At 70.6% G+C, this 25,214-nt stretch carries 34 protein-coding genes and 2 pseudogenes; 15 read left to right on the plus strand and 21 right to left on the minus strand.

The window, feature by feature from the left end; translation table 11 throughout:
- Positions 1-374 precede the first annotated feature (374 nt).
- From G5V59_RS12995 to G5V59_RS13010, 4 genes and pseudogenes are all read left to right on the plus strand, one after another.
- Positions 375-1,334: pseudogene (locus G5V59_RS12995) on the plus strand (Ig-like domain-containing protein); the annotation flags it as partial.
- 380 nt (positions 1,335-1,714) lie between these two features.
- Positions 1,715-2,281: an Ig-like domain-containing protein gene (locus G5V59_RS13000; protein WP_278256707.1), complete on the plus strand. Its 567-nt coding sequence runs from the start codon at positions 1,715-1,717 to the stop codon at positions 2,279-2,281.
- Positions 2,238-3,146, plus strand: a complete 909-nt coding sequence (locus tag G5V59_RS13005) for an Ig-like domain-containing protein (protein ID WP_278256708.1) — start codon at positions 2,238-2,240, stop codon at positions 3,144-3,146. The genes G5V59_RS13000 and G5V59_RS13005 overlap by 44 nt, the downstream gene beginning before the upstream one ends.
- 5 nt (positions 3,147-3,151) lie before the next feature.
- Complete coding sequence (locus G5V59_RS13010; protein ID WP_278259831.1) at positions 3,152-3,736, plus strand: Ig-like domain-containing protein; 585 nt, start codon at positions 3,152-3,154, stop codon at positions 3,734-3,736.
- A gap of 67 nt (positions 3,737-3,803) precedes the next feature.
- On the opposite strand, the gene G5V59_RS13015 is transcribed toward G5V59_RS13010, so the two are convergent.
- The 10 genes from G5V59_RS13015 to G5V59_RS13055 all read right to left on the minus strand — a co-directional run bounded on the left by G5V59_RS13015 (position 3,804) and on the right by G5V59_RS13055 (position 11,019).
- On the minus strand, positions 3,804-4,556 hold the full coding sequence (locus tag G5V59_RS13015) for a hypothetical protein (protein ID WP_278256709.1): 753 nt from the start codon (positions 4,554-4,556) through the stop codon (positions 3,804-3,806).
- A gap of 342 nt (positions 4,557-4,898) precedes the next feature.
- Positions 4,899-5,942 (minus strand): hypothetical protein, encoded by a 1,044-nt coding sequence (locus G5V59_RS13020; RefSeq protein ID WP_278260298.1) that lies wholly within the window; start codon positions 5,940-5,942, stop codon positions 4,899-4,901.
- The gene (locus G5V59_RS13025) at positions 5,852-6,946 is read right to left on the minus strand and encodes a lamin tail domain-containing protein (RefSeq protein WP_278256710.1); all 1,095 of its coding nucleotides are present in this window, start codon (positions 6,944-6,946) and stop codon (positions 5,852-5,854) included. Before G5V59_RS13025 ends, G5V59_RS13020 begins: the two co-directional genes overlap by 91 nt.
- A 432-nt stretch (positions 6,947-7,378) precedes the next feature.
- Positions 7,379-7,570 carry a hypothetical protein gene (locus tag G5V59_RS13030; protein ID WP_278256711.1) on the minus strand — a complete coding sequence of 64 codons (192 nt, stop codon included), beginning with the start codon at positions 7,568-7,570 and terminating at the stop codon, positions 7,379-7,381.
- Between the two features lie 64 nt (positions 7,571-7,634).
- Complete coding sequence (locus G5V59_RS13035; protein ID WP_278256712.1) at positions 7,635-8,798, minus strand: TadE/TadG family type IV pilus assembly protein; 1,164 nt, start codon at positions 8,796-8,798, stop codon at positions 7,635-7,637.
- Between the two features lie 20 nt (positions 8,799-8,818).
- Entirely contained in the window at positions 8,819-9,127 is a 309-nt protein-coding gene (locus G5V59_RS13040) for a type II secretion system F family protein (RefSeq protein WP_341350932.1), read from the minus strand.
- Between the two features lie 138 nt (positions 9,128-9,265).
- The gene (locus G5V59_RS36640; protein WP_341350933.1) at positions 9,266-9,544 is read right to left on the minus strand and encodes a hypothetical protein; all 279 of its coding nucleotides are present in this window, start codon (positions 9,542-9,544) and stop codon (positions 9,266-9,268) included.
- Positions 9,545-9,740: 196 nt separating this feature from the next.
- On the minus strand, positions 9,741-10,013 hold the full coding sequence (locus G5V59_RS13045) for a hypothetical protein (RefSeq protein ID WP_278256714.1): 273 nt from the start codon (positions 10,011-10,013) through the stop codon (positions 9,741-9,743).
- 107 nt (positions 10,014-10,120) lie between these two features.
- On the minus strand, positions 10,121-10,594 hold the full coding sequence (locus tag G5V59_RS13050) for a hypothetical protein (RefSeq protein WP_278256715.1): 474 nt from the start codon (positions 10,592-10,594) through the stop codon (positions 10,121-10,123).
- Positions 10,594-11,019, minus strand: a complete 426-nt coding sequence (locus tag G5V59_RS13055; RefSeq protein WP_278256716.1) for an ATPase, T2SS/T4P/T4SS family — start codon at positions 11,017-11,019, stop codon at positions 10,594-10,596. The genes G5V59_RS13050 and G5V59_RS13055 overlap by 1 nt, the downstream gene beginning before the upstream one ends.
- A gap of 129 nt (positions 11,020-11,148) precedes the next feature.
- On the opposite strand from G5V59_RS13055, the pseudogene G5V59_RS13060 reads away from it, so the two are divergent.
- A pseudogene (locus G5V59_RS13060) lies at positions 11,149-12,498 on the plus strand (recombinase family protein); the annotation flags it as partial.
- A 269-nt stretch (positions 12,499-12,767) separates the two neighbouring features.
- Here G5V59_RS13060 and G5V59_RS13065 read toward each other — a convergent pair.
- The 8 genes from G5V59_RS13065 to G5V59_RS13100 all read right to left on the minus strand — a co-directional run bounded on the left by G5V59_RS13065 (position 12,768) and on the right by G5V59_RS13100 (position 17,312).
- Positions 12,768-14,093 (minus strand): hypothetical protein, encoded by a 1,326-nt coding sequence (locus G5V59_RS13065; RefSeq protein WP_278256717.1) that lies wholly within the window; start codon positions 14,091-14,093, stop codon positions 12,768-12,770.
- A 118-nt stretch (positions 14,094-14,211) separates the two neighbouring features.
- Entirely contained in the window at positions 14,212-14,772 is a 561-nt protein-coding gene (locus tag G5V59_RS13070; RefSeq protein WP_278256718.1) for a hypothetical protein, read from the minus strand.
- Positions 14,769-15,107: an HNH endonuclease signature motif containing protein gene (locus G5V59_RS13075; RefSeq protein ID WP_278256719.1), complete on the minus strand. Its 339-nt coding sequence runs from the start codon at positions 15,105-15,107 to the stop codon at positions 14,769-14,771. The genes G5V59_RS13070 and G5V59_RS13075 overlap by 4 nt, the downstream gene beginning before the upstream one ends.
- The gene (locus tag G5V59_RS13080; RefSeq protein WP_278256720.1) at positions 15,107-15,430 is read right to left on the minus strand and encodes a hypothetical protein; all 324 of its coding nucleotides are present in this window, start codon (positions 15,428-15,430) and stop codon (positions 15,107-15,109) included. The genes G5V59_RS13075 and G5V59_RS13080 overlap by 1 nt, the downstream gene beginning before the upstream one ends.
- A 67-nt stretch (positions 15,431-15,497) precedes the next feature.
- Positions 15,498-15,719: a hypothetical protein gene (locus G5V59_RS13085; RefSeq protein WP_278256721.1), complete on the minus strand. Its 222-nt coding sequence runs from the start codon at positions 15,717-15,719 to the stop codon at positions 15,498-15,500.
- Positions 15,716-16,438, minus strand: coding sequence for an AAA family ATPase (locus G5V59_RS13090; protein WP_341351206.1), 723 nt, complete (start codon positions 16,436-16,438; stop codon positions 15,716-15,718). The genes G5V59_RS13085 and G5V59_RS13090 overlap by 4 nt, the downstream gene beginning before the upstream one ends.
- Positions 16,365-17,030 (minus strand): AAA family ATPase, encoded by a 666-nt coding sequence (locus G5V59_RS13095; RefSeq protein WP_278256722.1) that lies wholly within the window; start codon positions 17,028-17,030, stop codon positions 16,365-16,367. Before G5V59_RS13095 ends, G5V59_RS13090 begins: the two co-directional genes overlap by 74 nt.
- 3 nt (positions 17,031-17,033) lie before the next feature.
- Positions 17,034-17,312 (minus strand): hypothetical protein, encoded by a 279-nt coding sequence (locus G5V59_RS13100; protein ID WP_278256723.1) that lies wholly within the window; start codon positions 17,310-17,312, stop codon positions 17,034-17,036.
- 875 nt (positions 17,313-18,187) lie between these two features.
- On the opposite strand from G5V59_RS13100, the gene G5V59_RS13105 reads away from it, so the two are divergent.
- From G5V59_RS13105 to G5V59_RS13115, 3 genes are all read left to right on the plus strand, one after another.
- Positions 18,188-18,856, plus strand: coding sequence for a hypothetical protein (locus tag G5V59_RS13105; RefSeq protein ID WP_278256724.1), 669 nt, complete (start codon positions 18,188-18,190; stop codon positions 18,854-18,856).
- Between the two features lie 245 nt (positions 18,857-19,101).
- Positions 19,102-19,488, plus strand: a complete 387-nt coding sequence (locus G5V59_RS13110) for a hypothetical protein (RefSeq protein ID WP_278256725.1) — start codon at positions 19,102-19,104, stop codon at positions 19,486-19,488.
- Positions 19,489-19,783: 295 nt separating this feature from the next.
- Positions 19,784-19,912: a hypothetical protein gene (locus G5V59_RS13115; RefSeq protein WP_278256726.1), complete on the plus strand. Its 129-nt coding sequence runs from the start codon at positions 19,784-19,786 to the stop codon at positions 19,910-19,912.
- On the opposite strand, the gene G5V59_RS13120 is transcribed toward G5V59_RS13115, so the two are convergent.
- Positions 19,902-20,348, minus strand: coding sequence for a hypothetical protein (locus G5V59_RS13120; protein ID WP_278256727.1), 447 nt, complete (start codon positions 20,346-20,348; stop codon positions 19,902-19,904). The two genes, G5V59_RS13115 and G5V59_RS13120, sit on opposite strands and share 11 nt — an antisense overlap.
- Positions 20,349-20,376: 28 nt before the next feature.
- On the opposite strand from G5V59_RS13120, the gene G5V59_RS13125 reads away from it, so the two are divergent.
- From G5V59_RS13125 to G5V59_RS13145, 5 genes are all read left to right on the plus strand, one after another.
- Complete coding sequence (locus tag G5V59_RS13125; RefSeq protein ID WP_278256728.1) at positions 20,377-20,556, plus strand: hypothetical protein; 180 nt, start codon at positions 20,377-20,379, stop codon at positions 20,554-20,556.
- Entirely contained in the window at positions 20,556-21,008 is a 453-nt protein-coding gene (locus tag G5V59_RS13130) for a DUF4192 family protein (protein WP_278256729.1), read from the plus strand. Before G5V59_RS13125 ends, G5V59_RS13130 begins: the two co-directional genes overlap by 1 nt.
- 9 nt (positions 21,009-21,017) lie before the next feature.
- Positions 21,018-21,221: a hypothetical protein gene (locus G5V59_RS13135; RefSeq protein WP_278256730.1), complete on the plus strand. Its 204-nt coding sequence runs from the start codon at positions 21,018-21,020 to the stop codon at positions 21,219-21,221.
- Between the two features lie 228 nt (positions 21,222-21,449).
- Entirely contained in the window at positions 21,450-22,421 is a 972-nt protein-coding gene (locus tag G5V59_RS13140) for a hypothetical protein (protein WP_278256731.1), read from the plus strand.
- On the plus strand, positions 22,408-22,581 hold the full coding sequence (locus G5V59_RS13145; protein WP_278256732.1) for a hypothetical protein: 174 nt from the start codon (positions 22,408-22,410) through the stop codon (positions 22,579-22,581). Before G5V59_RS13140 ends, G5V59_RS13145 begins: the two co-directional genes overlap by 14 nt.
- Here G5V59_RS13145 and G5V59_RS13150 read toward each other — a convergent pair.
- Both G5V59_RS13150 and dcm read right to left on the minus strand, forming a co-directional pair.
- A complete protein-coding gene (locus G5V59_RS13150; RefSeq protein WP_278256733.1) occupies positions 22,571-22,744 on the minus strand; it encodes a hypothetical protein in 174 nt (57 codons plus the stop codon). The genes G5V59_RS13145 and G5V59_RS13150 overlap by 11 nt on opposite strands.
- A gap of 46 nt (positions 22,745-22,790) precedes the next feature.
- Positions 22,791-23,969 carry a DNA (cytosine-5-)-methyltransferase gene (gene dcm / locus G5V59_RS13155; protein ID WP_278256734.1) on the minus strand — a complete coding sequence of 393 codons (1,179 nt, stop codon included), beginning with the start codon at positions 23,967-23,969 and terminating at the stop codon, positions 22,791-22,793.
- Positions 23,970-24,151: 182 nt separating this feature from the next.
- Between dcm and G5V59_RS13160 the strand changes: the two genes are divergently transcribed.
- Together G5V59_RS13160 and G5V59_RS13165 are read left to right on the plus strand one after the other, a co-directional pair.
- The gene (locus G5V59_RS13160) at positions 24,152-24,541 is read left to right on the plus strand and encodes a hypothetical protein (protein ID WP_278256735.1); all 390 of its coding nucleotides are present in this window, start codon (positions 24,152-24,154) and stop codon (positions 24,539-24,541) included.
- A gap of 115 nt (positions 24,542-24,656) precedes the next feature.
- A complete protein-coding gene (locus tag G5V59_RS13165; RefSeq protein WP_278256736.1) occupies positions 24,657-25,214 on the plus strand; it encodes a hypothetical protein in 558 nt (185 codons plus the stop codon).

A 25,214-nucleotide genomic window follows, 5' to 3' on the forward strand; every position in this document is an offset into this window, starting at 1 on the left:
ACGGCAGCACCTCCGCCGCCAAGAGCCTGACGATCGCCAAGCGGGCGACGGTGACCAAGGCGGACGCGGCGGTGGTCTCGCTGAATCCGCTGGGCCTGCCGCTGGGCCTGCTCCGCGCGACGGTCACCGCCGGTGGCGGGCCGCTGGCCGGCGTACCGGTGGAGTTCCGGGTGGGCGGCAAGCTCGTGTGCACCTCGGTGACCAACGGCACCGGCGCGGCGACCTGCAACGGCGCCGCACAGCCTGCTGGCCCTGCTGCTCAACGGCGGCTACACGGCCACCTTCCTCGGGGACGCCAACCACCTCTCGTCCACGGCGCCCGGCGCCATCCTCAAGTGAGCCCGGCTCCGATGAAAGGAACTGCCGTGCGCCGAATGATCGCTGCTCTCGCGGCCTCCACCCTGACGCTGGGGATCCCCGTCGTCCTGGCCTCGTCGGCCTCCGCCGACATCACCGCGCCGTCCTCCGGCGCCGTCCTGCGCGGCAGGCTTCACGCTGTCGGCGGGCGGCGCCTCGGACGGCACCGGCTGCCTCAACGCGAGCGGACCGCAGACGACGCTGCAGGCTGCTCAGCGGCGGCTCGGTCGTGTTCGAGAGCGTGCAGGGCGGCACCGGCGCCAAGAGCGTCACCGTCGACTCGCACAGCTTACGCCAACGGGGCCTACACGGCCCGCGCGATCGAGCGGAAGCGCTCGGGCTTCCTCTACTGCACCAACAGCACGACCACCACCGACCGCGCGGTCACCATCGACAACCTCACCCAGGCTGGCCTACTCCGGCGCGACCGAGGGTGCGCAGAACACCTCCGTCACGGTCCGGGCCACGCTGACCGACCCGAACCTGTCGGCGTCCGTGCTGCCGAACCGCACGGTCACCTTCTCCCTGTCGGGCGGTACGTCGGTCAACGCCACCACCAACGCCAGCGGCATCGCCACCGCCTCGCTCCCGGTGGCGGGCCCCCGCGCACGGCCACGGTCACCGCGTCGTTCGCGGCGACGACCTTCTACAAGGCCTCCTCGGCGTCGACGCCGTTCACGGTCGAGAAGAACCCGTCGACGACCACGCTGGTCCAGCCCGGACCGGTCGTGCACGGCCGGGCCGTCGCCTTCACCGCCCAGGTCGAGCGGGTCAACGGCACGAGCACCCCGAGCGGGAACGTCCAGTTCACCGTCGACGGTGCCGACCTCGGCGCCCCGGTCGCGGTCTCCGGCGGGGTGGCGACCTCGGTGGCCACCGACGACCTGAGCACGGGCACGCACACGATCGGCGCCCGCTTCGCCGGGGACGCCAACCTGCTCACCAGCACGGCCACCACCAAGGAGCTCGTCGTCGGCAAGGCGCCGACCTCGACGGTGCTCACCAGCACCGGCTCGCCCACGGTGACCGGGCAGGCGGTGACCTTCACGGCCACCGTCGGCGTGGTCTCGCCCGGCGTCGGCCAGCCCGCCGGAGGCGTGCAGTTCAACATCGACGGCGAGCCCTACGGCACCGCGGTTCCCCTGGCCGGCGACACCGCCGAGCCTGACCGTGAGCAACCTGCGCCCGGGCAACCACGACGTGCAGGCGACGTACAACGGCAACGGGGACTTCGCCTCCAGCAGACTCGGCCGCCACGACCCACGGCGTCAACCGCGCCGACACCACCGTCAGCCTCGCCACGTCCCACCCGGACGCGGTCGCGGGCGAGCCGCTCACCTTCACCGCCGACGTCGACGTGGTCGCGCCCGGCGCGGGTGAGCCGACCGGCACGGTGCAGTTCGCGGCCGACGGTCACCCGATCGGCCAGCCGGTCCCGCTCAACAACGGCACAGCGGTCTCCCCGGCCGTCGGCCTGGACGCCGGCGAGCACGTGATCACCGCGAACTACGAGGGCGACGAGAAGTTCGCCGGCGGCTCGGACAGCCTCGAGCAGGAGGTCGCCGCGGCGCACACCACGACGACCGTGTCCTCCTCGCCGAACCCGTCGGTCGTCGGCCAGCCGGTGACGGTCACCGCGACGGTCAGCCCCGTCAGCCCCGCGACCGGTACGCCGGCCGGTGCGGTCCAGTTCGAGATCGACGGCGAGCCCGGCGCCTACGTCACGCTCGCCGGCGGCACCGCCTCGATCGAGTCTCGCCACGCTCGGCCGTGGCACCCACCAGGTGAAGGCCCGGTACCTCAGCGCGGACCCGAACTTCGTCACCAGCACGTCGGCCGCCGCGAGCCACACCGTCAACAAGGCCGCCACCAGGACCGTCGTGACCAGACTCGGCGCCGGTGTCGTCCTACGGCCAGCCGGTGACGTTCACCGCCTCCGTCGCGGTGCTCGCACCCGGCGCCGGCGCGCCGTCCGGCACGATCACCTTCACCGACGGCCCCACCGTCCTCGGCACCGCTCCCGTCGGTTCCGGGACCGGCGGCGTCGCCTCCATCACCGTCGACGACCTCGGGGTCGGCCAGCACGCCGTGGTCGCGACGTACGACGGCGACGACTCGTTCAACGGCAGCAACGGCTCGGTCGCGCAGAAGGTCCAGCGCGCCCAGACCGGGACCCTGCTGACCTCCTCGGTGAACCCGTCGCAGTCCGGCCAGGGCGTCCGCTTCACGGCGACCGTCTCGCCGGTGGCGCCGGGTGCGGGGGTCGCGGGTGGCACGGTGCAGTTCACCGTCAACGGCGCCACCCTCGGCAGGCTCCGTCGCCCTCGTGGACGGCAGGGCGACGAGCGGTGCGTTCAGACTCGCTGTCGCCGGGCACCTACCGGATCTCCGCCACCTACAGCGGCGACGCCCGGTTCGTCGCCAGCACCGGGGTGCTCGACCAGGGCAACGGCCAGGCGGTCACCAAGGGCGCGACCACCCTCGCGCTCGACTCCGACGACCCGGTCTCCGAGCACGGCCAGACGGTGACCTTCACCGCCACGGTCGCGGCGCTCGCCCCGGCCACCGGCAAGCCCACCGGCACGGTGCAGGCTCTGGCGCGGCGGCACGCTGCTCGGCGCGGTCGGCCTGACGCCGTCGGCCACGGCCGCCACCAGCACGGCCTCCTTCGCTGTCTCCACGCTCGCCCCCGGCCAGCACGAGATCCGTGCGGTGTACGTCGGCGAGCTTCAACTTCGACGGTCAGGTCGGCACGACCTCCCAGACCGTCGGAGCGGTGTCGACCGTGACCGGGGTGGCGTCAGGGAGCAGCCCGGCGACGTACGGGCAGACGGTGACGCTCACCGCCACCGTCGCGAACGGCGCCCCGGGCGTCTCCGCGCCGACCGGTTCCGTGGTCTTCAGGAACGGCAGCACCGTCCTCGGCACCGCGACCCTCACCGACGGCCACGCGACGCTCGCCGTCCCGGGTCTCGCCGCCGGCAGCCACGCGATCACCGCGTCGTACGCCGGCGACGAGAGCCACGCCCCGAGCACCTCCCCCGTGCTCGTCCAGGTCGTGGAGAGGGCCGCGCCCACGCTGGTCGCCCACCACATCGCCGACACACCCCCGGACAACTACTCGCGCGTGGAGGCGACCCTGACCGGGCTGGGCGGCGCGCCGCTCGCCGGGCAGACGCTCGTCTTCACCACGGGTCCGGTCCTCAACGGCGGGGTCACCGACATGTGCACGGCGGTCACCGACGCGAACGGCTACGCCAAGTGCGACGTGCCGCTGCGCACGGGAGCCCTGGTCCTGCAGGGCTTCCAGGTCAGCCTTCGCGGGCAACACGAGCTTACGCGCCGGCGTTCGCCGAGACGCCGTACGCGGCGAGCCTGACCTCACCCACCCCCACGCCAACGGGCCCCGGTCGTCGACCGGGGCCCGTTGTGCGTGCTGCGCCGGGTCAGCGGCGCACCTTCACCGCCTTCGTGGCTCGCACGAGGGTCGTGTAGCCGGGCCGGGCGAGGACCACCTTCACGGTGACCCGGTCGCCGACCCAGCCGCGCTTCAGCCTCAGCCGCGGTGCGGTCGAGACCCGCTTGCCGTCGACGTACCAGGCGAAGGTCACCGTCGTCGCCGCCGGGCTCAGGACTCCGGGCTGGACCGTCAGGGTGCGCCCCACCTTCGGCGTGCCGAGGAGGCGCGGTGCCCTGCCCAGGCCGAAGGCGGCGCGCACGACCGGGGCGGTCGCGGCGGAGGTCGCGACGCCGTCGAGGTAGCCCGTCGCCGAGGCGGTGACGCGCAGGCTCATCCGCTTGCCGACGAGGGCCGGGCCGACCTTGAGCGTCGTCGCCCGCGCCCCGGCGATCGGTACGCCGTTCGCCAGCCACTGGTAGGCCCGCGAGCCCGCCGACGGGCTCCAGGTGCCGGCGGTGCCGGTGAGTGTCCGGCCCACCTTGGCGGTCCCGGTGATCCGCGGCGCGAGCGTGCTGGCGACGGCGGCCTTCGCGACCGGCGCCGTGGGGTCGGAGACGGCAACCGCGTCGGTGTGCCCGTCCGCCCCGGCGGTGACCCGCAGCGTGATCGGCTTGCCGGTCTCCGCGGTCGTCAGCGTGTACGTCGCCGAGGTGGCGCCCGCGATCTCGGCGTCCCCGGCGAACCACTGGTACGACGTGCGGGTCGGCGTGGGCGTCCACGAGCCCGCGGTCCCTGACAACGTGGCGCCCACCGTCGGCGTACCGGTGATCGCCGGTTTCGCGTCGTTGACGATCGCCGGGTCGGGCAGCACGGTGCACGGGAAGGTGCCGGCGCGCAGCGAGTGCCCGTCGGTGTCGCCGTCGTCGCTCCACAGCACCGTCTTGGCGCCGCCGACGCAGGCTGGACTGCGGCGCGAGCGCGAAGCCCTCGTTGTTGAGGTTCGGCATCCCGGCGGGCCGGTCGTAGGCCGCCGTGATCGACCAGGTGCCGTCGGCGAGGCCGAGGTTGACGGTGGTGCCGTCGCACGAGTCGTCGCAGACCGCCCACAGCCTCGCCGTCTCCGGGTCCCACACGACGTCCATCACCCCGGGCGGGCCGGCGTTGGTCTTGAGTCTGCGGGTCGATCGTGGCGACGAGGTGCGCGCTCTCCTGCACCGCGGCGGTCTGGTCGAGCGCGAGGACGTAGAGCAGGCCGGTGCCCTCCACGGCGACGACGTAGAGGCCGGTGCCGTGCGCCGGGTAGTGCGCGGGGTCGTAGGCCTGCGTGGTGCTCTGGTCCTTCAGGCCGCCGGCCACGAGCACGCTGTCGGGGATCCAGGTGATGCCCTCGAGCCCGAGGTTCGCGCCGAGGCTGGGCAGCAAGCCGTTGAGCGCCCACTCGTCGGTGGCGTTCATCGACGTGCCCGGCTCGTAGCGCAGCACGGTGTTCTTGCTGACGCCGCTGACCTCGTTGTCGCGCTCGGCGGCGAGGTAGACCGCGCCGTCCGGGCCGAAGGTGATGCCCTCGGTGTCGGGCGAGCCGGTGCCGTCGTGGTACCTCGGGTTGCGCCCGGTCGGCCAGTCCGCCGCACGCACGTAGCCGTCGCCGTCCTGGACGAGCCTTGTTGAGGGTGCCCGCCTTGTTCTGCGCGACCCAGAGCACGCCCGGGTCGGCCGGGTCGAGCACGAGACCGCTGGCGTCCTGGTTGAAGGTCTCGGCGAGGTCCGCGGTGCGCACGGTCGGCGAGCCGGGCCAGGCCTGGGTGTCGAGGCCCGGGCAGCTGTTGACGGCTCCCGGGGTCGGCGCGACGTTGTCGACGAAGGTGCCGACACCGTCCTTGCAGCGGCCGTAGGTCTGCGTCGCGTGCGCGGTCCAGGCGTAGGAGTCGATGAGCCTTCCCACTCGGGTCGAGGAGCCGCACCGCGTCCGAGCCGCCCAGGCCGGCGAGGGGGTGGACGACCAGGTGACCACCGGCCGGTACGACGCTCGGCGCCGGCAGCGTCGTCGGGTCCGTGTCCGTGCTGTCCTTGACGACCCAGCCGGCCACGTCGACGTCACTGGCCGAGAGGTTGACCAGGCTCGACCCAGTCCGGCCCGCCGGCGGCGTCGCTGGACTCGACCTCGTTGACCCGGATCGGGCTGCACGCATTGGCCCCGCCGCGGGTCGCGACCGTGGTCACCTGCCACGCGCCGGTGGCGTCGGGGCAGCGGCCGTAGGTCGTCGCGGCGTGGCTGGTCCAGGCGTAGGTGTCGACGGTCGTGGTGCCGTCGGCCTTGAAGAGGGTGACGCTGTCGTCGACACCGAGGCCGAAGCCCGGGGCGGGGAACTCGGTGTAGAGCGCGTAGAAACCACCGGGCGCCAGCGTCGTACCGGCCGGGATGACCGCGAACGGGTGGACGGCGTCGGAGTCGCGGACCTTCCAGCCGGACACGTCGACCGGCGTCCCACCGGCGTTGGTGATCTCGACCCAGTCGCCGACGGTGTCGCCGTTGGACTCCACCTCGTTGAGCCGCACGTCGCCGGGCGTGGCCGGGTCCGCGCAGGTGTTCGCCGTGCCGAAGGTCGGGGCGCCGGTCGTCGTCAGCGCACCGGTGAGGTCCGGGCAGCGGCCGTACGTCGTGGTGGCGTGCGCCGTCCAGGAGTACGACGCGATGAGCGTCGTCCCGTCGGCCCGGAAGATCCGCGCCGAGTCCGCGCCGCCGAGGCCGAAGTGGCCGGCCGGGGCGGTGCCGGCGGGGTTCTCCACGACGACGGCACTGCGTCCGCCCGCCGGGATCAGGGTGCCGGCGGGGACGGTCACGGCATGGGTGTCGTCGTTGTCCTTGAGCACCAGGCCGGAGGCGTCGATCGCCACGCCGGTCGGGTTGCCGATCTCGATCCAGTCGCCGTTGGTGCTGTCGCCGCTCGACTCCACCTCGTTGATCACCAGGTCGCCCACGCCCGGGCAGTCGTTGGCCGCGCCGAGCGTCTCGGACCTGGCCTGGACGAACGGACCGGTGCCGTCGGGGCAGCGCGACCACGACGGCGCCGAGTGGCTGGCGAAGGTGTGCCCGTCGACGAGGGTGGTGCCGTCGGGCAGGAAGATCCGGGCGGCGTCGCCGTTGCCGAGGCCGAAGCCGTTCGGGACGCCGTCGACGGTGACCGTCACGAACGCGCCGGGCGCGAGCGTCGTACCGGCCGCGATGGCGAGGGTCCGCGCGTCGTTGTTGTCCTTGACGACCCAGCCGGAGACGTCGACCGGCTCGGTGCCGATGTTGGTGAGACTCGATCGCGTCGGCCTTGGTCGGGCTGTTGGTGATGATCTCGTTGATCTTCACCTCCGTCGGCGACGCGGCGTGGGCCGGGACCGCGGACACGGCGAGCGAGAGCGGGACGAGGCCGACGACGGCGGCCAGGCCAGCAGAGAGGGCGGCGGACAGGCCGCGGGATGGGGTGCGCACGGGGTGGCGTTCCTCGGGGGTGCGGCCGGGCCCGAGCGCCGGCGTGGCGAGCAGTTCGCCTGCACCCTCACGAGGTCCGGCCAACGGCCGGTGAACCAACGGTCAACGGGGCGCGACCGCCAGGCGAGGCTTGCGGTGACTCACCCCTCGGGCTGCACCACCGCCGACCCACGGGCCCGCACCGTCGCCCGGTCGGCCGCGCCGGGCAGCCCGAGCGGGAGGTCCATCGGCGCGGCCAGGTCGACCAGGACCCGGCCGCGGTCGACGCGCACGGTGACCCGCAGGCCCGGGTGGTCGCGGGAGGCACCCGCGTCGCGCAGGTACGACCGCACCGCCCGCTCCGCCTCACGCCGCGAGACCCTCAGCGGACCTTCGCCCAGGCCGCTTCCGTAGACCTCACGGCCCTGGGCACCGAGGTCGGCACCCTGCAGGGCGGCGCCGTCGGCGAGTCTCGTCGAGCCGCTGCCGGGTGAGGTACGCCGCACTGGTGTCCACCACCACCGCGACCAGCATCAGCACCACCACCATGAAGGCGAGGATGAGCGGCGCCGCGCTGCCGCGCTCGGTCCTCACCGGCCGCCCTCCCGGTAGCGCCCGATCGGGACGGACTGCTCGGCGCTGAGCCTGGAACGTCGGCGCTCCGGCGCCGAGCACGTCGGGTAGCAGCGGCAGGTCGACCGCGGACTCCACGCGCACGGTGATCACCGAGGTTCCCCGGTGGCACGCGTGCGGGTACGGCGTGCACGACACCACCACCCGGACCGGCACCTCGTGCAGCCCCTGGTCGGCGAGGGCCTGGCGTGCGACGGCCTCCGCGCGACGAGCGCCCGTCGCGTCGTCGGGGGCGAGAGCGAACGCCCGCGCGGCCGCCCGCGCCGCTCCGCTCACGCCGAACGACCCGCGCTGCACCTCGGCCGCTGAGAGCACCACCCACAGCAGCGGGAGCAGCAGGAGCAGGCCGAGCCAGACGATCTCGACCAGGCCGCTCCCCCGCTCGTCGCGAGCGGTCACGGCGGCGCCTCCTCGACCGCCCGCCCGGTCACGCTCAACCGCACCGCGGGTCCGCCCAGACCGAGGGCCGGCACCTCCGCGCGCACGGTGATCTCGACGGCCGGCGCGCCGCCGAGCATCGCCCGGTGCACCTCGATGTCGGTCGCGAACCGGCCACCGATGCCGTCGGCGACGAGACTCGCGAGTGCGCCGGATCCCGGCCTCCGGACCCGCCCCCGCGGTGGCGGCGAGCCGGGCGCCCTCGGAGGCGGCGGCCGCGAGCGTCGTACGCACGTGCAGGACGAGGGCGACCTGGACGATGCCCAGCACGGCCGGCAGCAGGACCAGCACGACCAGGGTCAGGTCGACGAGCGCCGAGCCGCGCTGGTCGCGCCGGGCGCTCACTTCACCGGACTCAGCGCGGTCTCGAGCATGCCGACCAGGCTGCGGCTTGGCCATCGTCCAGATCGCCATGCCGATGGACACGGTCATGATGGTGACCAGCACCCAGCCCGGCACGTCGCCGCGCTCGTCGGGTCGCCGCCGGCGGATGCGTCGGGTGATCCTCATGGTGGGTTCCTTCCGAGATCTCAAGAGGTCAGGGTGAGCCCGACGTAGCCGGGCCAGAAGGCGAAGACGATCGTCACCGGCAGGACCAGGAACACCACCGGGACCGTCATCGCGATCTCCTTGCGCGAGGCCTGCTCGATCAGCGCGCGGCGACCGGCCTCGCGGACGTCGGCGGCCTGGGCGTGCAGCACGTCGGCGAGCGGGGTGCCGCGCTCGACGGCGACCGCGACGGCACGGGCGAAGCGCGCCACCACCGGTACGCCGGTCGCGGCCGCCAGCCGGTCGAAGGCATCGGCCACCGGCTCGCCCGTGCGGATCCGGGCCAGCACCTCGACCAGGTCGCGCGACAAGCTCGCCGCCGCTGCGCCGGACCACTCGCTGCAGGGCGGCGACCGGCGCCTCCCCGGCGGCGACGCTCAGCGCCAGCAGGCTCGGCCACGGTCGGGAACTCCGCCACGATCGCGTCCTCACGCCGCTTCACCTGCGCGGTGAGCCGCTGGTCGCGCAGCAGCACGCCCAGCACGAACGCGCCGGCGCAGACCACGACCAGCGGCAGCGCGTCGCCCGGCGCAGACCAGGTCCGGAGCAGGCCGTAGGCGGCCGCGATCGCGAAGCCGGCCAGCCCCCACCGGACCTGCTGCACGCGGAACTCCGGAAGAGCGAGGTCGAGACCCGCCCGGCCCAGCCGGCGTCGTACCGACGGCGCGCCACCCACCGCCCGGTCCACCAGCCCGGCCGCGCGCCACAGCGCCGGGCCGAACACCGCCGTCACCGCGCGGGTGGACCCCGGCACCGGCGCGCGGTCGGCGGGCACCAGGTCGCGGACGTAGGGCAGCACCCGCAGCCGCAGCCGGGGACGACGCAGCGCGAGGAGCCGGGCCCCGACCAGGAGCAGACCGGTCGCCGCACCCAGGCCGAGGAGGGCGCCGCTCAGCACCGGGCTCATCGCAGCACCCTGCGCTCGACGGGGAGCCGGCCGAGCCGGATCATCAGCCGGTAGGCCAGCACGCACAGGCCCGCACCGAGCACGAGGACCAGCGCGCCCGCGGGCGACTGGTAGCGCTCGATCACCTCCGGCCGGGTGGCCATCAGCAGCAGCACGACCCACGGCGCACCGACCGCCACCCGCGCGCCGTTGACCGTCCAGGACTGCCGGGCCTCCGACTCGGAGCGGATCCGGAGGTCGTCGCGCAGGTAGCCGGACAGGTTGCGCAACAGCCGCCCCAGGCTCGCCCCCACCGACCTCGCGCGCGATCCGCAGGCCCTCGACCACACGGTCGCCGACCGGGTCGGCCAGGCGATCCTTGAGCCGGTCGAGGCAATCACCGAAGCGTCCCGAGACCTGGTAGTCCAGCGCGAAGGCGGCGAACGCCGGGCGCAGCGCCTCCGGACCCCGCCCCGCCAGGGCGGCGACCGCGTCGGGCAACGACATCCCCGCGCGTACGGCGGACGCGAGGTCGTCCACCGCCTCCGGCCACACCTCGGCCAGGCTCGCGCCGGCGCCGCCGGGCACGCCCGCGCACCACCACGACGGGCAGGCCAGCGGCCAGCGCCCCCAGCACCACGGCGAGGGTGGCCGTGCGGGTCAGGCCCAGCACGAGCACCACCGCGAGCAGGCCGCAGCCCGCGCACAGGATCAGCACCGAGCGGGGCGCGACCTCCCGCATCCCGGCCTCCGCGAGGATCCGCTCCAGACGGCCGGGCCGGCGCACGGCCGGTGGTGCCGGCGAGGCGCTGAACGCGGACCAGACGAGCAGGCAGCCCAGCCCGAAGCCCAGCCCCACCAGCGCGCCCATCAGTCTGCCTCGCCGAGCAGCCGGACCACGTCGATCCCGATCCGGCGGAAGCGGTCGAGGCGCGGCGGCAGCCCGATCCCGCGGCGCAGCCGCCCGTCGTGCCACTCGAAGACGGACTCGGTCTCGATGACGTCGCCCTCCATCCGTCCCGGCACCGCGACGATCTCCACCACCCGGCGCGCGCCGCTCGGGTCGAGCGCGAGGTGCACGACGAGGTCGATCGACGCCGCGACCGTCGGCACGACGAAGCGGGCTGAGATGTTCTCGCCGGCGAGCAGGGGCAGCGTGCACGCCTTGGTCAGCGCCTCCCGCGCGCTGTTGGCGTGCAGCGTGCACATCCCCGGCAGGCCGGCGTTGAGGGCGAGCAGCAGGTCAAGGCACTCCTCGGCGCGCACCTCGCCGACGACGATCCGGCTCGGCCGCATCTGCACACAGATATACTTTTCGCATGAAGAATGCCGCTGGGAGCGCCTCGCTCTACATCCGTCTGTCTCGGCAGGCCAAGGGGTCCAACCTCAGCCTCGAGGGCATGATCGACGACTGTCACAAGGCTCGCCGCGAGCCTGGGGCTGGACGTGTACGCCGTCCACGTCGACAACGGCACCAGCGGCGCCATCCGAAACCGGCCCGAGTTCCTGGCCTGGCTGGCCGACGCACGGAAGGGCCACGTCGGGACCCTCATCGCGAGCCACAGCGACCGGCTCACGCGAGAGGGTGTGAACGCCGCCGCCATGGTGCTCGACGTCGTCGAGGGCAAGGACTCCACGACCGGCGCTGTCGTCCGCTCCCCCGCCCGGCTGGTCACCGTGGACGGCCTCGACTCCGAGCGCGACGCCGAGGCTTTCCGCTGGCGCTTCGTCATCGCCGCCGAGGTCGCCCGAGCAGAGCGCGAGCGGATCAAGCAGCGGAACATCGACACCAAGCAGCGCCTCGCCAACTCCAAGCGCTTCCCGGGTGGCGCCATCCCGTTCGGCTGCCGGGTCGTTGAGCGCCCCGACCCGATGGACGGCGGCAAGGTCGGCAAGTACCTCGAGCGCGACGACGCCGAGGCGGTCGTCCTCGAGGAGGCGGCTGCCCGAGTGCTCCGGGGAGACTCGCTCCGGCAGACGGTCTTCTGGCTGAATCGCGAGGGCCACAAGACGCGGCGCGGCTTCGAGTGGCAGCGCACCACGCTGATCAACACCCTCCTGAGCGAGCCGTCGAGGGAGCACATCTTCAACGCCGCGACGTACCGCGCTCTCGGGGAGCGGCTGCAGCCCTCGCGGCACGGGGTGAAGAAGCACAACGGCGGTCGACCGGCTGCCCATCTGCTCGTTAGCGGCCTCGGGCGCTGCGGTGGCTGCGGCGGCAACCTGACAACGGCCGGAGGACGACCCAAGGGCGACGGCACCAACTATCCGACCCGGTACGTCTGCCTCCGACAGGGCCAGAACGGCACATGCCCAGGTGGCGCCACCATCGGAGCCAAGGCCTGTGACGACGAGATCGAGCGCCGGTTCCTCGAGCGGTTCGGCGACGAGCCCTACAGCGAGATCCGAACGGTGCTCATGGGCGGCGAGGAACTCGAGGCCGCCAGGGAGGCCGACGCCGCTGCCCAGAAGGCTCTGGGTGAGGCACTGACTGCCGAGAACTTCGAGGCCGCGCAGAAGGCCAGGGCGGCACTGGAAGCGGCCCAGGCGACGCCCGTGCAGCGCATGGACACCATCCACCTGACCGGGGAGACGGTCGCCGAGCGATGGGCGACGAGCAACCTCGAGGGACGCCGCCAGATGCTCGCTGAGAACCTCGCGAGGCCCATCGTCGTCGTACGCGGCAAGCCCAAGCAGGGGCCAGGACGCGGCAAGGTCGTCAACCTCGATCGGATCAAGGTGGACTGGTTCGCCGACGAGCCGGAGCCCGCGTAGCCGCCCCGTACCCTAGAGGTGTCCCTCCTGCGTAGTGGACATGCAAGAGCCCCCCGTGCGAGATCGCTATGTTCGGTCTCGATCGAGGGGCTTCTGCGTTTCCGGGCCGACCAAACCCTGACCATAGGAGCCGGTGCCGGTGCGCCCCTACGCCATATCGAGGGGCACGACACCATTGTGACAGCGAAGAGACGGCGAGAGGCCCCGCCGAGCGAAACTCGATGGGGCCTCTCTTGGTCCGGTCTGGCACGCCAGCCTAGGAGCCGGACCTATCCAGCCGCTCCGGTGGGCTGGACGTCCACGAGCCGGTCGGCCTGGCTCCGGAGGGCCACGGTGAACCAGCGGGCGAAGGCGCGGGTGTTGTAGGGCACCCAGGCCTGAGGCTCGGCCGAGACGTCGATCACGTCCGGGAAGTCGCGGGTGACCGTCTCGCGTACGAGCGTGGCGACCTCGACCTCGAGAGCCTGCATCCGGCGCTTGAACTCCTCGTGGGCCACGTCGGCCTCGGCCGCGACGGTCACTGGGGGCCGCCGGTGCTGCGACCGGCCACGTTCTCGCCCGGAGCCGCCTGGTCGGGAGCCGTCGGGGCCGAGTTGAGGAACGGGATGAGGTGCTTGGTCTCGACCGCGAGGCGAGCCTCGAAGTCCGTCGGGCTGACGGCGCGGAGGTAGACCTGCTGGGCGTACGAGCCACCACCAGAGACCTCGGCGCCGCGCTTGAGTCTTCGCCAGGGTGTGCGGCGGGATCGAGTCGCCGTAGTCGGCCGTCAGGAACGCACCAGAGGCGAAGTCGTCGTCACCCTCGAGGAATCCGATCGCGTCCCGGATCGACGACGTGGGGACGTCCAGGTCGTGCTCCCGGATCGTCGAGGAGTGCCAGGACTTGTCCCAGCGCCCGGTCTCGATCGCGAGCATGTTGGCGGCGCTCACGGTCGAGCGGAAGGCGGCGTAGGCCTTCTCTGCAGCGCGGAGTGCCTTGAGGGCATCCGCCCGCTGCTTGTCGACGCTCGCGGTCAGACCGTCGAACCACTCGTCCACCGACTCATCGACGGCGGCCTGGAACGCACCGACGGCGGCGGTGGCCTCGGCAATCGCCAGGACGACAGAGTCCTTGGCGGCCGTGCTGATGGCGTACCGGCGGTTGTCGGGGTGCCTCGCGCTTTCGTGGGCCTCAGTGGCGGCGCCGATCGCGAGACGGGCCTTCTGGGCGAGTTCGGCGACGTGCTTGGGCATCCCGTCGAACTGCGTGACGAAGGACAGGCGCTCGCTCAGATCCTTGATCTGGCCGAACGGCGGGAGGAGCATCGCCTGCTTGCGGCGCTGCTTCACGACGGGGCTGACCCACTCGCCAGGAACGACGTAGGTCTCGGCGCGCTCGCCCTGGGACTGGTTGTCGCTGTCGAACACGCTCTGGAAGGTGCTGGCCGTCGACTCGTCGAGACGCTGACGCTCGGCGTCGGAGATCGGGGCCTTGTCGGGGGCCTCGTCGGCCTGCTCCTCGGCGGTCTCCTGGACGGAGGGGGTGTAGGTGCGGACGATGCGCTCGGCGTCGCCCTCTTCGATGGCGGTCTGGCCGCCGATCAGGATGTTGGTCACGATGGTTCCTTTCTTGGCCGCTCCACATGGCGACCTGTTCTGGGCGTCCCGGCGCCTCGTGGCCGGGCTCAATGTGCCCTCTCCTTCCAATTCGTCGACGGACTCGAATGTCTGGTGCTCAGGCCTTAGCGGTCTGCCCCTGGCTGGCGACCCAGGCGTCGTACTGCGCCGTGTCGTCGGTGGGGCGACCCCTCTTGCAGCCGCAGGACTGGGCCTTGGCCTGGACCTCGACCAGGGCGACGTTGCCGCACTCGCAGCGCCCGAAGATCCGGCGGCGCTTCTTGCCCTTGGGGTCACTCTCGCGGATGAAGTCCGGGCCGTCGCAGAGGACCGGGAGGCCGCCCAGCATCGTGCCCTCGAGGGACTTGCGGACGTACTCGCGGGGTCCGGCGGCCTTCGGGCGTGTGCCCTGAGCCTGGAGCTCGTGCTCCTCGGTCCAGTCGCCGGGGAGGATCAGCCGGTAGTCGGGGGCTCCCTTACATCGAGCCGTGCGGACCAGAGGTGCGCTCTGGACGATGTCCTCCGGAACGACGTGCTCGTGGATCTTGCTGCAGTAGCAGCAGAGCACGCGAGCGACGCGGACGCGACCCTCGGTGACGAGGCTCTCGATTCGAGCGGGCCGGACTCGGACCATGGCGCCGTTGAAGGTCTGGCGCTCGGGGCTGGCGGCGACGGTCATGCTTCCTCCTGGTTGCGGCGAAGGCCGGGGTGCTGTTCGGTGCGGCGGTTCCGGCGGGGGTTGGTCTTCTTGGCGGCCCGACCTGCGATGGCCTCGCCACTCGTCTTCTGCTTGTGGTGGTGGCGGCAGAGCCACTGCAGGTTCGAGAGGTCGTGGTTGTCGCCCGCCTCGATGTGGTCGCAGTCAGAGCCGGGGTGCGGGCAGCGAGCACCGGTGCGAGGCAGGCGGGCCTCGCACCGTCCACCGGCGCGCTTCTTCGTGGCCTCACGTCGAGCGGGCCAGTCGCCCGGGAGCCGCTTGCGCCGGTCACTGTCGGCCCACTTCCCGGAGGCCATCAGGCGACCCTCCGGCCGTTGGCGCCGGGCTCATGGGCCGGGTTGGCGAGGACTCCCGTGTAGCAGTCCAGCCAGCCGTACACGACGGGCACGAAGTCCGGCGTCGGCACACCGTGCTCCCGGAGGAACGCGGCGAGGATGCGCCGGTCCTCGGCGGTGTCGGTCCCGGTGAGCTTCGGGCTCGGCATGCCAGGGAGCAGCACGAGGCGGGCGCTGTTGATGATGATCCGGGCGTTGGTGAACTCGTCACCGGTGGGCGGTGCGGGTGGCTCGTCGATGGTCGGGTAGCCGCGCCGGGCGACCTCGTACGGCTGGTCGGTCACGGGATAGTCCTTCCGCTGAACAGGATGTAGAGCCAGGCCCCCAGGAGCGCGGCGAGGGCGAGGGTGGTCACAACGCCTCCCGGCAGTAGTCGCACTCGTCGGGCCGGTAGCGGGGCTCCTCGAGCAGGCAGTGGCCCGTGTGGAACGAGCACTCGTCGTCGCCGCAGCCGCCGTGAGGGTTGTCGTCGTCGCGGCCGGACGTCGGCTCACCACACGCCGGGCAGAACTCCGGGACCTCGCCCGTGCACTCGTCGAGGTGCAGCCAGAGGCCGCAGCACCAGCACGTCATGACTCGTCCTCGACGGCGAAGTGGCGCAGACCGCCACCGCGACCCTCGTTGGGCCGGGCCTCGACGTAGCCGTCCTCGATGGCCTGCTTGATCGCGTCGCGGATGCGGTCGCGAGCGTGGCCCGACTCCTTGAGTCCGTCCTGGATCCCGCGCACCGAAGCGCCGGGGTGCTCCGTCACGAAGCCGACGACGTCATCCACGGCCGCCGCGATCTTCACGTCCTTGCGTGATCCGGTGGCGAGGGCGATGGTCGTCTTCCGGGTGTGGGCGTCGAAGTCCAATCGGGACTCGCCCACGCTGACGTCGCGGCCGAACGCCGAGAAGACCCGGGGCGAGTCCTCCTTGCGAGCGTTTACACGCTCCTGCTTCCAGTTGGCGTCGGGCCAGTCCTGGATGCGGGAGTCACCGCGAGCACGGTTCGCACCGTGGCCCATGTGATGGACGACGAGCAAGTTGGCGATCCCGGCCTCCTCGCAGAGCACGCCGAGGGCGTCGAGGAAGGGCCGAGCGGCGCCGTCCTCGTCGAGGCCGAACGCGGTCAGCATCGGGCTCAGGCAGTCCAGGATCAGGACGTCCACGTCGAGGCCACCCAGGGTCTCGGCCCAGCGTCCACGGGTCGCGTCGTCCAGGATGTTGAACGCCGCCTCACGGCCACGCAGCGAGATCGGCAGGACGTTCTCGGTGTTCTCGATGGCCTGGTCGCGCAGCCACTCCTGCAGGGTCTGCTGCGGGAGGCTCCGCGTCGAGCAGCGCCACCTTGTGCGGACGCTCGATGTCGAACTCGCCTAGGAACGGCTTGCCGTCGGCCGGGGCGGCGACGAGGTTGTGGGTCGTCGTCGACTTGCCGGACTTCTGGTACGCGGCGAACACGACACGACCACCGGCGGGCCAGAGGTCGCCGACGACGTACTTGGGGGTGTCGAAGTCGGCGGTCAGGAACTCGGCCAGCGTCGGGATCTCCGGCAGGTCGAGCGATCCCGCCTTGTCGGCGGCGATGGCGGCCTTGGCCTCGGCCTGCAGCCGAGCGTGCCTCACCTCCCGCTCGATGAAAGCCTTGCGGGCCTCTTCGGCCTTCTGCTCCTCGGCGGCCTTCTCCTCGGCCTGCTTGAGCCTGCGCTGGTCAGCCTCCCACTGCAGGTCCCGGAGGCGGTTGCGCTCCTGGCGCCGACGCTCCATCTCGTCGGCGTCCTCGGGCTCCCACGACGACGCACCAGAAGTGTCGACGTCGCCGAGTAGACTTGAGAGCGCGAGAGCGTTGGCGTCACCCTGTGCCGGGGTGGCGCCATTCTCGTTTGCGAGAGCGGTGTCCATGGGTCAGTTGCCCTCGGACTCGTACGGGGCCTCGACGATGTCGTGGGTGTCGACGACGAGGGAGTTGGCGAAGCGCTGGCGGGCCAGTTCCTCGACGGCGTCGACCTCCCACAGGTGCGCGACCTGGCCGCGAACGGTGCGGGTGGCGTAGCGCTTGAGGCCAGCCTTCTTGGCCGCCTCGATGAAGGCGGGCGGGGTGGTCTTGTACTCGTGTGCGGCGCCGAGGGTGCCGATCAGGTCGGTTCCGTCGGGGAGTTGGCGGCACTTGCTGCGGTCGATCACGGGGGTTACCTCCAGTTGGGTGACAGGCAATCTGAGTCACCGCTGCTGAAGGTCCCGGATGGGAATCGAGCGGGCGAAGGAGACCTTGCTCCTTCACTGCTAACAAGATTACCGAGCCTCGAAGGCTCGAAGTGCAGATGAGGCCGAAAAAGTCTGGCGCCCCGTCATGTGGGTGTAGGCACCGGTCGTTCACACGGACCAAGGGGGCGAGGGTGCCGGGGGCGAACCAGAGCACCGTCGCCGCCGGGATGGGGAGAGATCAAAACCCCGCACACTTCAAGACCTGAAACCGTCCGGCCGCTGGGGGCGTGAACCGTGCGGAGCGTGCGTACTCCGTACGCTGTCGCACACTCGCACACTTCACTGCCAAGCGTGCGGACGAGAGGCCTTCGCACACTTCCGCACACTTCGCACACTTCGATGGTTGAGGAAGAGGCAGGCCAGGTCGAGCACTGCCGACGGCGCCGAGATGGTGGGTGTAAACGGCCCCAGGAGGCCCCCAGCCTGGTGCTCAACCAGGTAGGCTGACAAACGTTGGAACCCGTACAGGGCCAGGGTGGCTATTGCGACCGGCTCGGCCCGCGCTGAGGGCAAGGGGACCCCCGCCACCCCTGCGGGCCTGAGGGCAGGGCAGACAGGGCAGGCCAAGCCAAGGCCTGAGGGGTCAGGGCACGCGCGGCAGGCCATGGGGTCAGGGCAGGCCATGGGGTCAGGGCTGGCAGTGACTACCTCAGTAGCCAGTCCTCAGATTGCGTTGACGTGGTGACTTGACACCACGGCTTGCCATGCCTCAGGATGGTGTCCAGTCACCAACTCGCCACGGGCCAGACGGCCCAACCCAACGGCCTGACTAGCCATCACCAGAAGGAAGACACATGAGCACCATCACCGCTGAGACCCTGTCCGCACTGGCCGCCGACCTGACCGACGCCGTCAAGGACATCCGCGCGGCTCGCCTCGCGTTCCGTGCCAGCATCAAGGCCATCCGCGAGGCAGGCGACTGGACCGCCACCGAGCACAAGTCTTGGACCACGTTCGCCGCTGAGGTGATCGGCAAGGCCCTGCCCAAGAACACGGCCGCGATCGACTGGACCATCGTCGCCGTGGCCTGCGCTGAGGAGGGCATGAGCGTCCGGGCTATCGCGCCCATCGTCGGCAAGTCGCCCGCTGGTGTGTCCAAGGCGGTGCGCGCGGCCATCGCCAACGGCGACGCCGAGGTGCCCGAGGCCAGCACGGGCGCCGATGGCACCAAGCGGAAGACGGCCCGCGCGTCGCGCTCGACCTCCGCCAAGAGCAGCAAGGCCACGGGCAACGGCTCGTCGGCCGGATCGGTCGCGGTCAAGGTCTCCCCCGCGATCAAGGCCACGGGCGCCATCAAGGCCGCCGTGAGCGACGCCAAGGCGAAGCGCGCCCAGATCCTCAAGGCCAGCGCCACGGAGCGCGCCACGGCCGCCAAGAACCTGCGCGAGTCGATCGCCCAGGCCCAGGCCCTCCTGCAGGCCATCGAGGCCGCTGACGCGCCCAAGGCCGCCAAGGCCGCATGACACGACACCGCAGGCCCGCGACCTTGGATCGTCGCGGGCCTGCTCGTCGTACCCGGACGTAGCCGATCCCCACCAGTCGCGGCACTGGTGGGCGGTCGAGGTCGCCCGGACGACCTAGCGGCATCGCTCGATGCCGTCCCAACTCGCCAACCATCCGCGCGCTCGGTCGCGCCGAGACCTCTCCTCGGCATGCCCTGGCTCGCTCGTCGGACTGACTACCCGGGTAGCCAGTCGAGGAGGAAGCAATGTCCACCATCCCGACCAGACTCGCGCACCACGAGGTCGCCGAGCGTCGCCCGTTCCGCACCCATGGGTCGCTGACCGGCCGCGAGGGCCGGGACGTCGACACCATCGGTCGACTCGAGCCATCCGACCCGGTTGCGGTCGCGATCCTCGAGCGCCGCGCGGCGTACGTCGTCCTGTCGTACTCGACGCCGATTGCCGTCCTGACGATCGACGAGGGTTGGCTCTTCACGTCGCGTCGATTCTCGACGACCACGAGCAAGCACCAGGGCATCGCCCGCTACGGGGCGAGCCTGTCGGGCCTGCCGTCGCTCGACACGGCATCGTCGGCGTCTCGCCAGCACTACATCGACACGGGCGCGTACCTGCCGTTCGAGGTGTCGGCGTGATGAGCCTTGCTGCCCGTCGCACTCGATTCCTGCTCTGGACGGTGGGCGCGCTCCTGTTCCCGATCCCGGTCGTCCTGGTCCTCTCGCACCGCCTGGTCCGCGCTGAGGCCCGGCTAGCTCACCTGGAACTCGTCGTCAGGAGGACGTGGCAGTGAGGGGCTGGGACCTCGCCGATGTCGTCGTGACCCGCCACGCGGGGGACGTCCGAGAACGTCGATGCATCCCTTGGGAGGCCGTCGCGGCCGCGCTCCGGCAGCCATGGGTCGTCGAGCCCCACCAGGGCCGCCATCGCATCGTGCGCGGCCGTCTCGCGCTCGTCGTCGCCGACATCAACTCCGAGGCGCCCGTGCTCGTCTCGATGCTCCTGCGGGGCGTCGAGCAGCGCTGGACCGACGAGCACGCCCGAACCGTCTTCACCGACTGACTACCCAAGTAGCCAGAAGGGCGGCCTCGACAACGAGGTCGAGGCCGCCCGAACTCCCAACTCGCCAAAGAAGGAAGTGACCCCAATGTACGACAACCACACCCCCGACCAACTCCGCGAGGCCCTGGCCCTGTGCGACCAGCAGCGCAAGATCGCCGTCGACCTGCTCGACTCCGCCCGGTCGGAACTCCGGCTCGAGAAGGAGCGCGTGACCGCCCTCATCCGGGAGAAGACCGGCGCCGAGGTCAAGGTCGAGGACCTGCAGCGCGAGGTCAACCGGCTCCGAGGGGAGGTCCAGTTGATCCGGACCAACTGGGACTCGGACATCCGCGAGATCTCGGCCGCGTTCCGTCGCGAGGCCATCGACCGGGGATGGTGCGAGGAGGCCGACGAGTTCATCCGCGACCTGAACCGCACCCTGCATGGTGAGACTCACGCCGCCGCGTCGCACCTTCGACGTGTCGGTGCAGGTGCTCGTCTCGGTCCCGGTGACCGTCGAGGCGTACGACGAGGACGACGCTCGCCAGATCGCCGACAACGAGTGGCGCAGTCTGTGGACCGACCGCGACTACAACGCGCGGGAGGCCATCGAGGAGGGCTCTGCCCAGGACTCGAGCACCTTCGACGTCGAGCAGGTCGACTGATGGCCGCCGTCGTCATCCGCAGCGCGGCCGACGTCCCCCGGACGGTCTGCGGCCTGCTCGGCTTCGTGCCCACCGACAGCGTCGTGGTGCTGGGGCTCGGCCCCATCACTCCGGCGGCCCGATTCGACATCGGACACGACATGCTCGCCAGCGCTCACGAGGTGGTCGAGCGATTCCGTCGGCACAGCGTGACGCAGGGCATCCTCGCCATCTTCACCGACCGCGAGCCGAACGTGCTGGTCGAGATCATGACCGAGTTGTTCGAGGTGCTCGGCTTCGACCTGCTCGACGTCGTCACGGCGGACGGAGAACGCGTCACAGGCAGGGACGGCGAGCCGATGCCGTACCTCGTCGAGGCTCTGGGGACGCGTGAGGAGTTCGCCAGGTCCCACGGCTTCGATCCAGGCGAGGCGTTCGTCGTCGGCACCGAGCCGGAGGTGCCCAGGCTCTAGGCTGGTGACATGACACCGAAGCCCCGCACCGGTTCTAGGCGCTCGCCGGACAACTCGCAGTTCACGGTCGTGCTCCACAAGGACTTCCTGGCCCACGTCCGGGAGAAGGTCGAGGCCGACGGCGATGTCCTCTCAGAGGTGGTCCGCGACTTCCTCGCCGAGCGCTACAAGTGGAAGAAGGACAAGATCGCCGGTCGATCCGACCGCGTGTAAACGCACTGACTACCCAGGTAGCCAGTCAGGCCCCGCTCTCTTCGGAGGGCGGGGCCTTTCGTGTTCCGCATGTGCGCCTCGCCGACGGTGCTCAATCCGGCCACGGCGTCCGGCATCGGCTGGTACGAATACCTGCATGGGCAACACCGTCGTCGACCAGATCGCTCCTGATGGAGCCCTCCTTCATGACGTCGACAAGAAGGCTCGTCGCAGAAGCGTCGGCTCGGCTTGATCCTCGATGCTCTGCCCGGCGCGACGCTCGAACCGCTCGCTGGCGACAAGATCGTGTTGTACGGAGATCAAGCAATTCTGAGCAGGCAGATCACCTACCTCGGAAACCCTTGGGAGGCCTACAAGAAGCGCATCCAGATGCCGAAGGAATGGATGGCAGCCCATGCGCACGCCACGTACCTAGGGCTGACGCCCCGATTCGTCGGCGTCTACCACTACGACGGCACCACGATCTTCGTTGACTTCGACCCGACGACGTACATCGAGCACGGACTCAACAACTCCTCGGCACACGTGTCGACGAACGATCTCTTCCAGGCCCAGACCCTCGGCCAGTTCTCGCGGGTAGACCAGAACGACAACCGACTGACCAGCATTCGAGCGGATCAGTTCGAGACGTATATGCGCTTTGGCTACGAGGAGAAGAACCCGCACATCGACGTTCTCGATCGCTTCACGACAGAGTTCTTGAACGGCAGCAGGATCGACGGGCTTGCGGCCGTCCAGGAGATGCATGCCGCCAACTGGCCGGACAAGTTCCAGAACGAGTGGCAGGGCTTCTACCTCGAGTACCGCCTCAGCGGCTTCGTGAAGGAGCACGGCCTCGAGCACCTCTTGGTCGTCCAGAAGGAGAAGCGCAAGTCGGAGTACGACTACGACCTGCGGCTCCTTCGTGGCGGCGTCACCGAGCACTTCGGCGACCTCAAGGCCAGCAACATCGCTGTGGACGACTCACCAGGCAATGCGGCGGAGAAGTTCTTCCAGTGCCTCGATGAGTACGGCCGGTTCTGGTACGTGATCTACGAGCACGAGACCTGGCACGGCCGCGACAACGAGAACCTCGCCACAATCGCCTGGAACGAGTGGCGCAAGTCGGTCGGCCATGTCGGACGCAAGGCGTACGACCCGCTGTCGTACGCCGGGAAGTTCAAGGAAGTTTGTGCGCTTCGTTCGTGTGAAGGTCCTTGAGGTCAACCAAGCCAACGTCGACTTCGTCCTGAAGGAGTTCCAGACAGACTTCAGGCAGCCCGATGGCGCGCCACGCAAGCCGAAGGTGTCGATCCGCAAGGCCGACATCGACAACTTCTTGATCTACACGAGGTCGCTCGAGGAGCGCATCACGGCTTAGTTGGCGCCATCGCCTCGAGGCGTGCGTCCGGTGAGAGCGGCGCACTCCACACGGCATCGAGGATTCGCCGACCGGCGGCAGTGCGCTTGAGCACGTCCTCGTCGCGGAGGACGTGCTCCCGCAGGACGTGCCACACGGCGCCGACGTTCACGCCGTTGCCCATCTGCTTGTAACTCGCAGCAGGGCGCTGGTCGCCGAAGTCGAACCAGTCAGGCAGGCCCTGCAGCCGCGCCGTCTCTCGAGGAGACAGGCGACGCTCGCGAGGGCCGACGATGCTGGTCTGGGTGATCGCCACGAGAGCCGGAAGGTACGTCGGCCGCTTGGCCCGGATCCCCGATGGCCGGAAGTGCATCACCGTGTCCCACAGCCGAGGGGTGTCTTGCGCCTGCCATTCCAGGCTTGCGGCGCGAGGCCGGGAACGCATCGGTGTAGACCTTCCAGCGCTTGGCCCACTTGTCGATCCACTGCTTGTGTTCGGCGTAGAGGGCGTAGTTCTTGGCGAGGTGGCCTGCCTTCCATTGCGGAAGGTCGGGGTCGGCCTCCATGAGGTCGCGGTAGTCGGGGATGCCGTGGAACGCCTTCTTCACGGCCGCGAACTCGGTCCAGGCGTCGGCCCAGATCGGTACCCCTGGGGGCCGCCGACCGTTGGTCGCCTCGTACCAGTTCTGCACCCACTCGTCCCATGCGTTGATCCACAGGCGCTCAGAGTCCGTCAGGTCGCAGCCGTCGATGTTGTGGGAGTCGTCGAGGAGGTCCTCGAGGTGCCACTCCTGCTTCGGCTCCCACCCGTCGATGCGGTCGCTCGGAAGCGCTACAGGGTGAACCGGGAGGTCGTCGCCCAAGCCGGTGGGGTTGTGGGTCGCCGTGATGAACACGCGCTCGCGAACCTGGGGGCGCCCGCCACGCTCGGGCGGCAGCAGATGGGGCGAGAAGATTGCCGGAGTCTCCGAGACGCGGTACCCCTCGTCGCGCAGGGTCTCGATGATGACCTGCCACTCGTGAGCATGGCGAGGCCCGGCGAGATTGCGGACGTTCTCGAGGAGGACGACCTTCGGCTTCCGCTTCGTGATGATCTGCAGGATGTTCCAGTAGAGCGTGCCGCGCGCCTCGTCCATCCCGCGCTGCGCTCCCGACTTACTGAACGGCTGGCACGGGAAACCTGCTGCCAGGATCTCGTGTGCGGGGACGTTCATCACGTCGTCGTTCGCGTCCTCAGTGATGTCGCCGAGTGCACTGTGGCCCCAGTTCCGCTCGTAGGTCGATGCGGCAGCCTTGTCGATCTCGACGGCGTAGACACACTCTCCGCCGTAAGCCCTCAGCGCGGCGTGGAAGCCACCAACCCCGGCGAAGAGGTCAATGAAACGAAACGCCGGAGCATCTGTGGTCATGCCGCGAACACTACCTACTCGACCTCGGCGCTCGCCGCATCCAGGAGCCGTGTCGATCGCTCATGTGTTCGAGTCTCTCATTCCTCGGGCCAGGTGGCATCAACTCGGCCATGCCTGACGCTGCATAGGCTTGCCGCGTGGCTCCAGAATCGTGGGCGTCGTCGCCCGCCACGCGGCGCACGATGCTCGGCAATCGCCGGGTCGACACCAAGCCCGAGGTAGCGATTCGGAGCGCCCTGCATCGCGCAGGTCTTCGCTTCCGCAAGGACTACCGGCTCGACTTGGGCGGCGCCAGACTCAGGCCGGACATCGCGTTCACGCGAGCCAAGGTGGCTGTCTTCGTAGACGGCTGTTTCTGGCACGCCTGCCCCGTCCATGGGACGCAGCCGAGGAGCAACGCCGACTATTGGACGCCGAAGGCTCCGCCGGAACGTCGAGCGCGACCGAGAGCAGGACGCTCTACTCACGGCGGAGGGCTGGACCGTCGTAAGGATCTGGGAGCACGAGTCGATCGAAGAGGCGGCCCAACGGGTAGCCGACGCAGTTGCCACCGGGACATAGACGCAGCCTAGATCTGTCGGTGCCGCATGAGACTCTGCCGCTATGGCGGGGTGTACATGCTGCGGACGGACCAACGCGATCTACGCACAGGTCCGCGCTCCCGACGGCCTGCCATCGCGCGCCGTCGTGTGCGGCCTCTGCTCGAAGCACCAGGGCAGCCACGAGATCGACCTCAAGCGCCGCAATGCCTGCCACATCGAGATGTATCAGGAGGACTTGCTCGAGCAGGAGGAGCGCCTGACCGAGCAGCGTCTCCGCGAGGTGGCTGCGCTCGACGAGACCATCGCCGGGCTCCGGCAGGAACTCGAAGAGCGCCCCGTTCAGGTCGTCTACGAGAACGTCGACCGACAGGTGCTGGACGACGCCATCTCCGAGCAGAACCGCGCGTTCCGTAGCCGAGACCGCGTGCTGCGAGACATGACGATGCTCCACCTCCTCCACTTCGAGACGGGCTCCGGCCGGTGCCGCTGCGGGAAACCTGCCGATGACTGCGAGGAGAGGGTCATCCTCGATGGCTCCCGGGCTCTAAGGGCGTGGGAGAGGCGCCAGCACGAGGCACGGCGGCGAGGCGACCCGCACTCGCTGCCGACCGGCCACCCCGGCATCGTGGACGCGAGGTGGGACCCGGACGAGGAAGACGACCTCTACGACGAGTTCGACGACGGTCCGGCGGGCTGGCGCTGA

This window comes from Nocardioides convexus, from assembly GCF_011090295.1.

Excerpts from the sequence above, each read along its gene's own strand:
- G5V59_RS13035 (WP_278256712.1), bottom strand. The coding sequence starts at position 8,798 with ATGAGGATCACCCGACGCATCCGCCGGCGGCGACCCGACGAGCGCGGC.
- G5V59_RS13050 (WP_278256715.1), bottom strand. The coding sequence starts at position 10,594 with ATGGGCGCGCTGGTGGGGCTGGGCTTCGGGCTGGGCTGCCTGCTCGTC.
- G5V59_RS13055 (WP_278256716.1), bottom strand. The coding sequence starts at position 11,019 with ATGCGGCCGAGCCGGATCGTCGTCGGCGAGGTGCGCGCCGAGGAGTGC.
- G5V59_RS13070 (WP_278256718.1), bottom strand. The coding sequence starts at position 14,772 with ATGACCGTCGCCGCCAGCCCCGAGCGCCAGACCTTCAACGGCGCCATG.
- G5V59_RS13075 (WP_278256719.1), bottom strand. The coding sequence starts at position 15,107 with ATGGCCTCCGGGAAGTGGGCCGACAGTGACCGGCGCAAGCGGCTCCCG.
- G5V59_RS13085 (WP_278256721.1), bottom strand. The coding sequence starts at position 15,719 with ATGACGTGCTGGTGCTGCGGCCTCTGGCTGCACCTCGACGAGTGCACG.
- G5V59_RS13095 (WP_278256722.1), bottom strand. The coding sequence starts at position 17,030 with ATGGACACCGCTCTCGCAAACGAGAATGGCGCCACCCCGGCACAGGGT.
- G5V59_RS13105 (WP_278256724.1), top strand. The coding sequence starts at position 18,188 with ATGAGCACCATCACCGCTGAGACCCTGTCCGCACTGGCCGCCGACCTG.
- G5V59_RS13110 (WP_278256725.1), top strand. The coding sequence starts at position 19,102 with ATGTCCACCATCCCGACCAGACTCGCGCACCACGAGGTCGCCGAGCGT.
- G5V59_RS13130 (WP_278256729.1), top strand. The coding sequence starts at position 20,556 with ATGGCCGCCGTCGTCATCCGCAGCGCGGCCGACGTCCCCCGGACGGTC.
- G5V59_RS13135 (WP_278256730.1), top strand. The coding sequence starts at position 21,018 with ATGACACCGAAGCCCCGCACCGGTTCTAGGCGCTCGCCGGACAACTCG.
- G5V59_RS13150 (WP_278256733.1), bottom strand. The coding sequence starts at position 22,744 with ATGGGCAACGGCGTGAACGTCGGCGCCGTGTGGCACGTCCTGCGGGAG.
- dcm (WP_278256734.1), bottom strand. The coding sequence starts at position 23,969 with ATGACCACAGATGCTCCGGCGTTTCGTTTCATTGACCTCTTCGCCGGG.
- G5V59_RS13160 (WP_278256735.1), top strand. The coding sequence starts at position 24,152 with ATGCTCGGCAATCGCCGGGTCGACACCAAGCCCGAGGTAGCGATTCGG.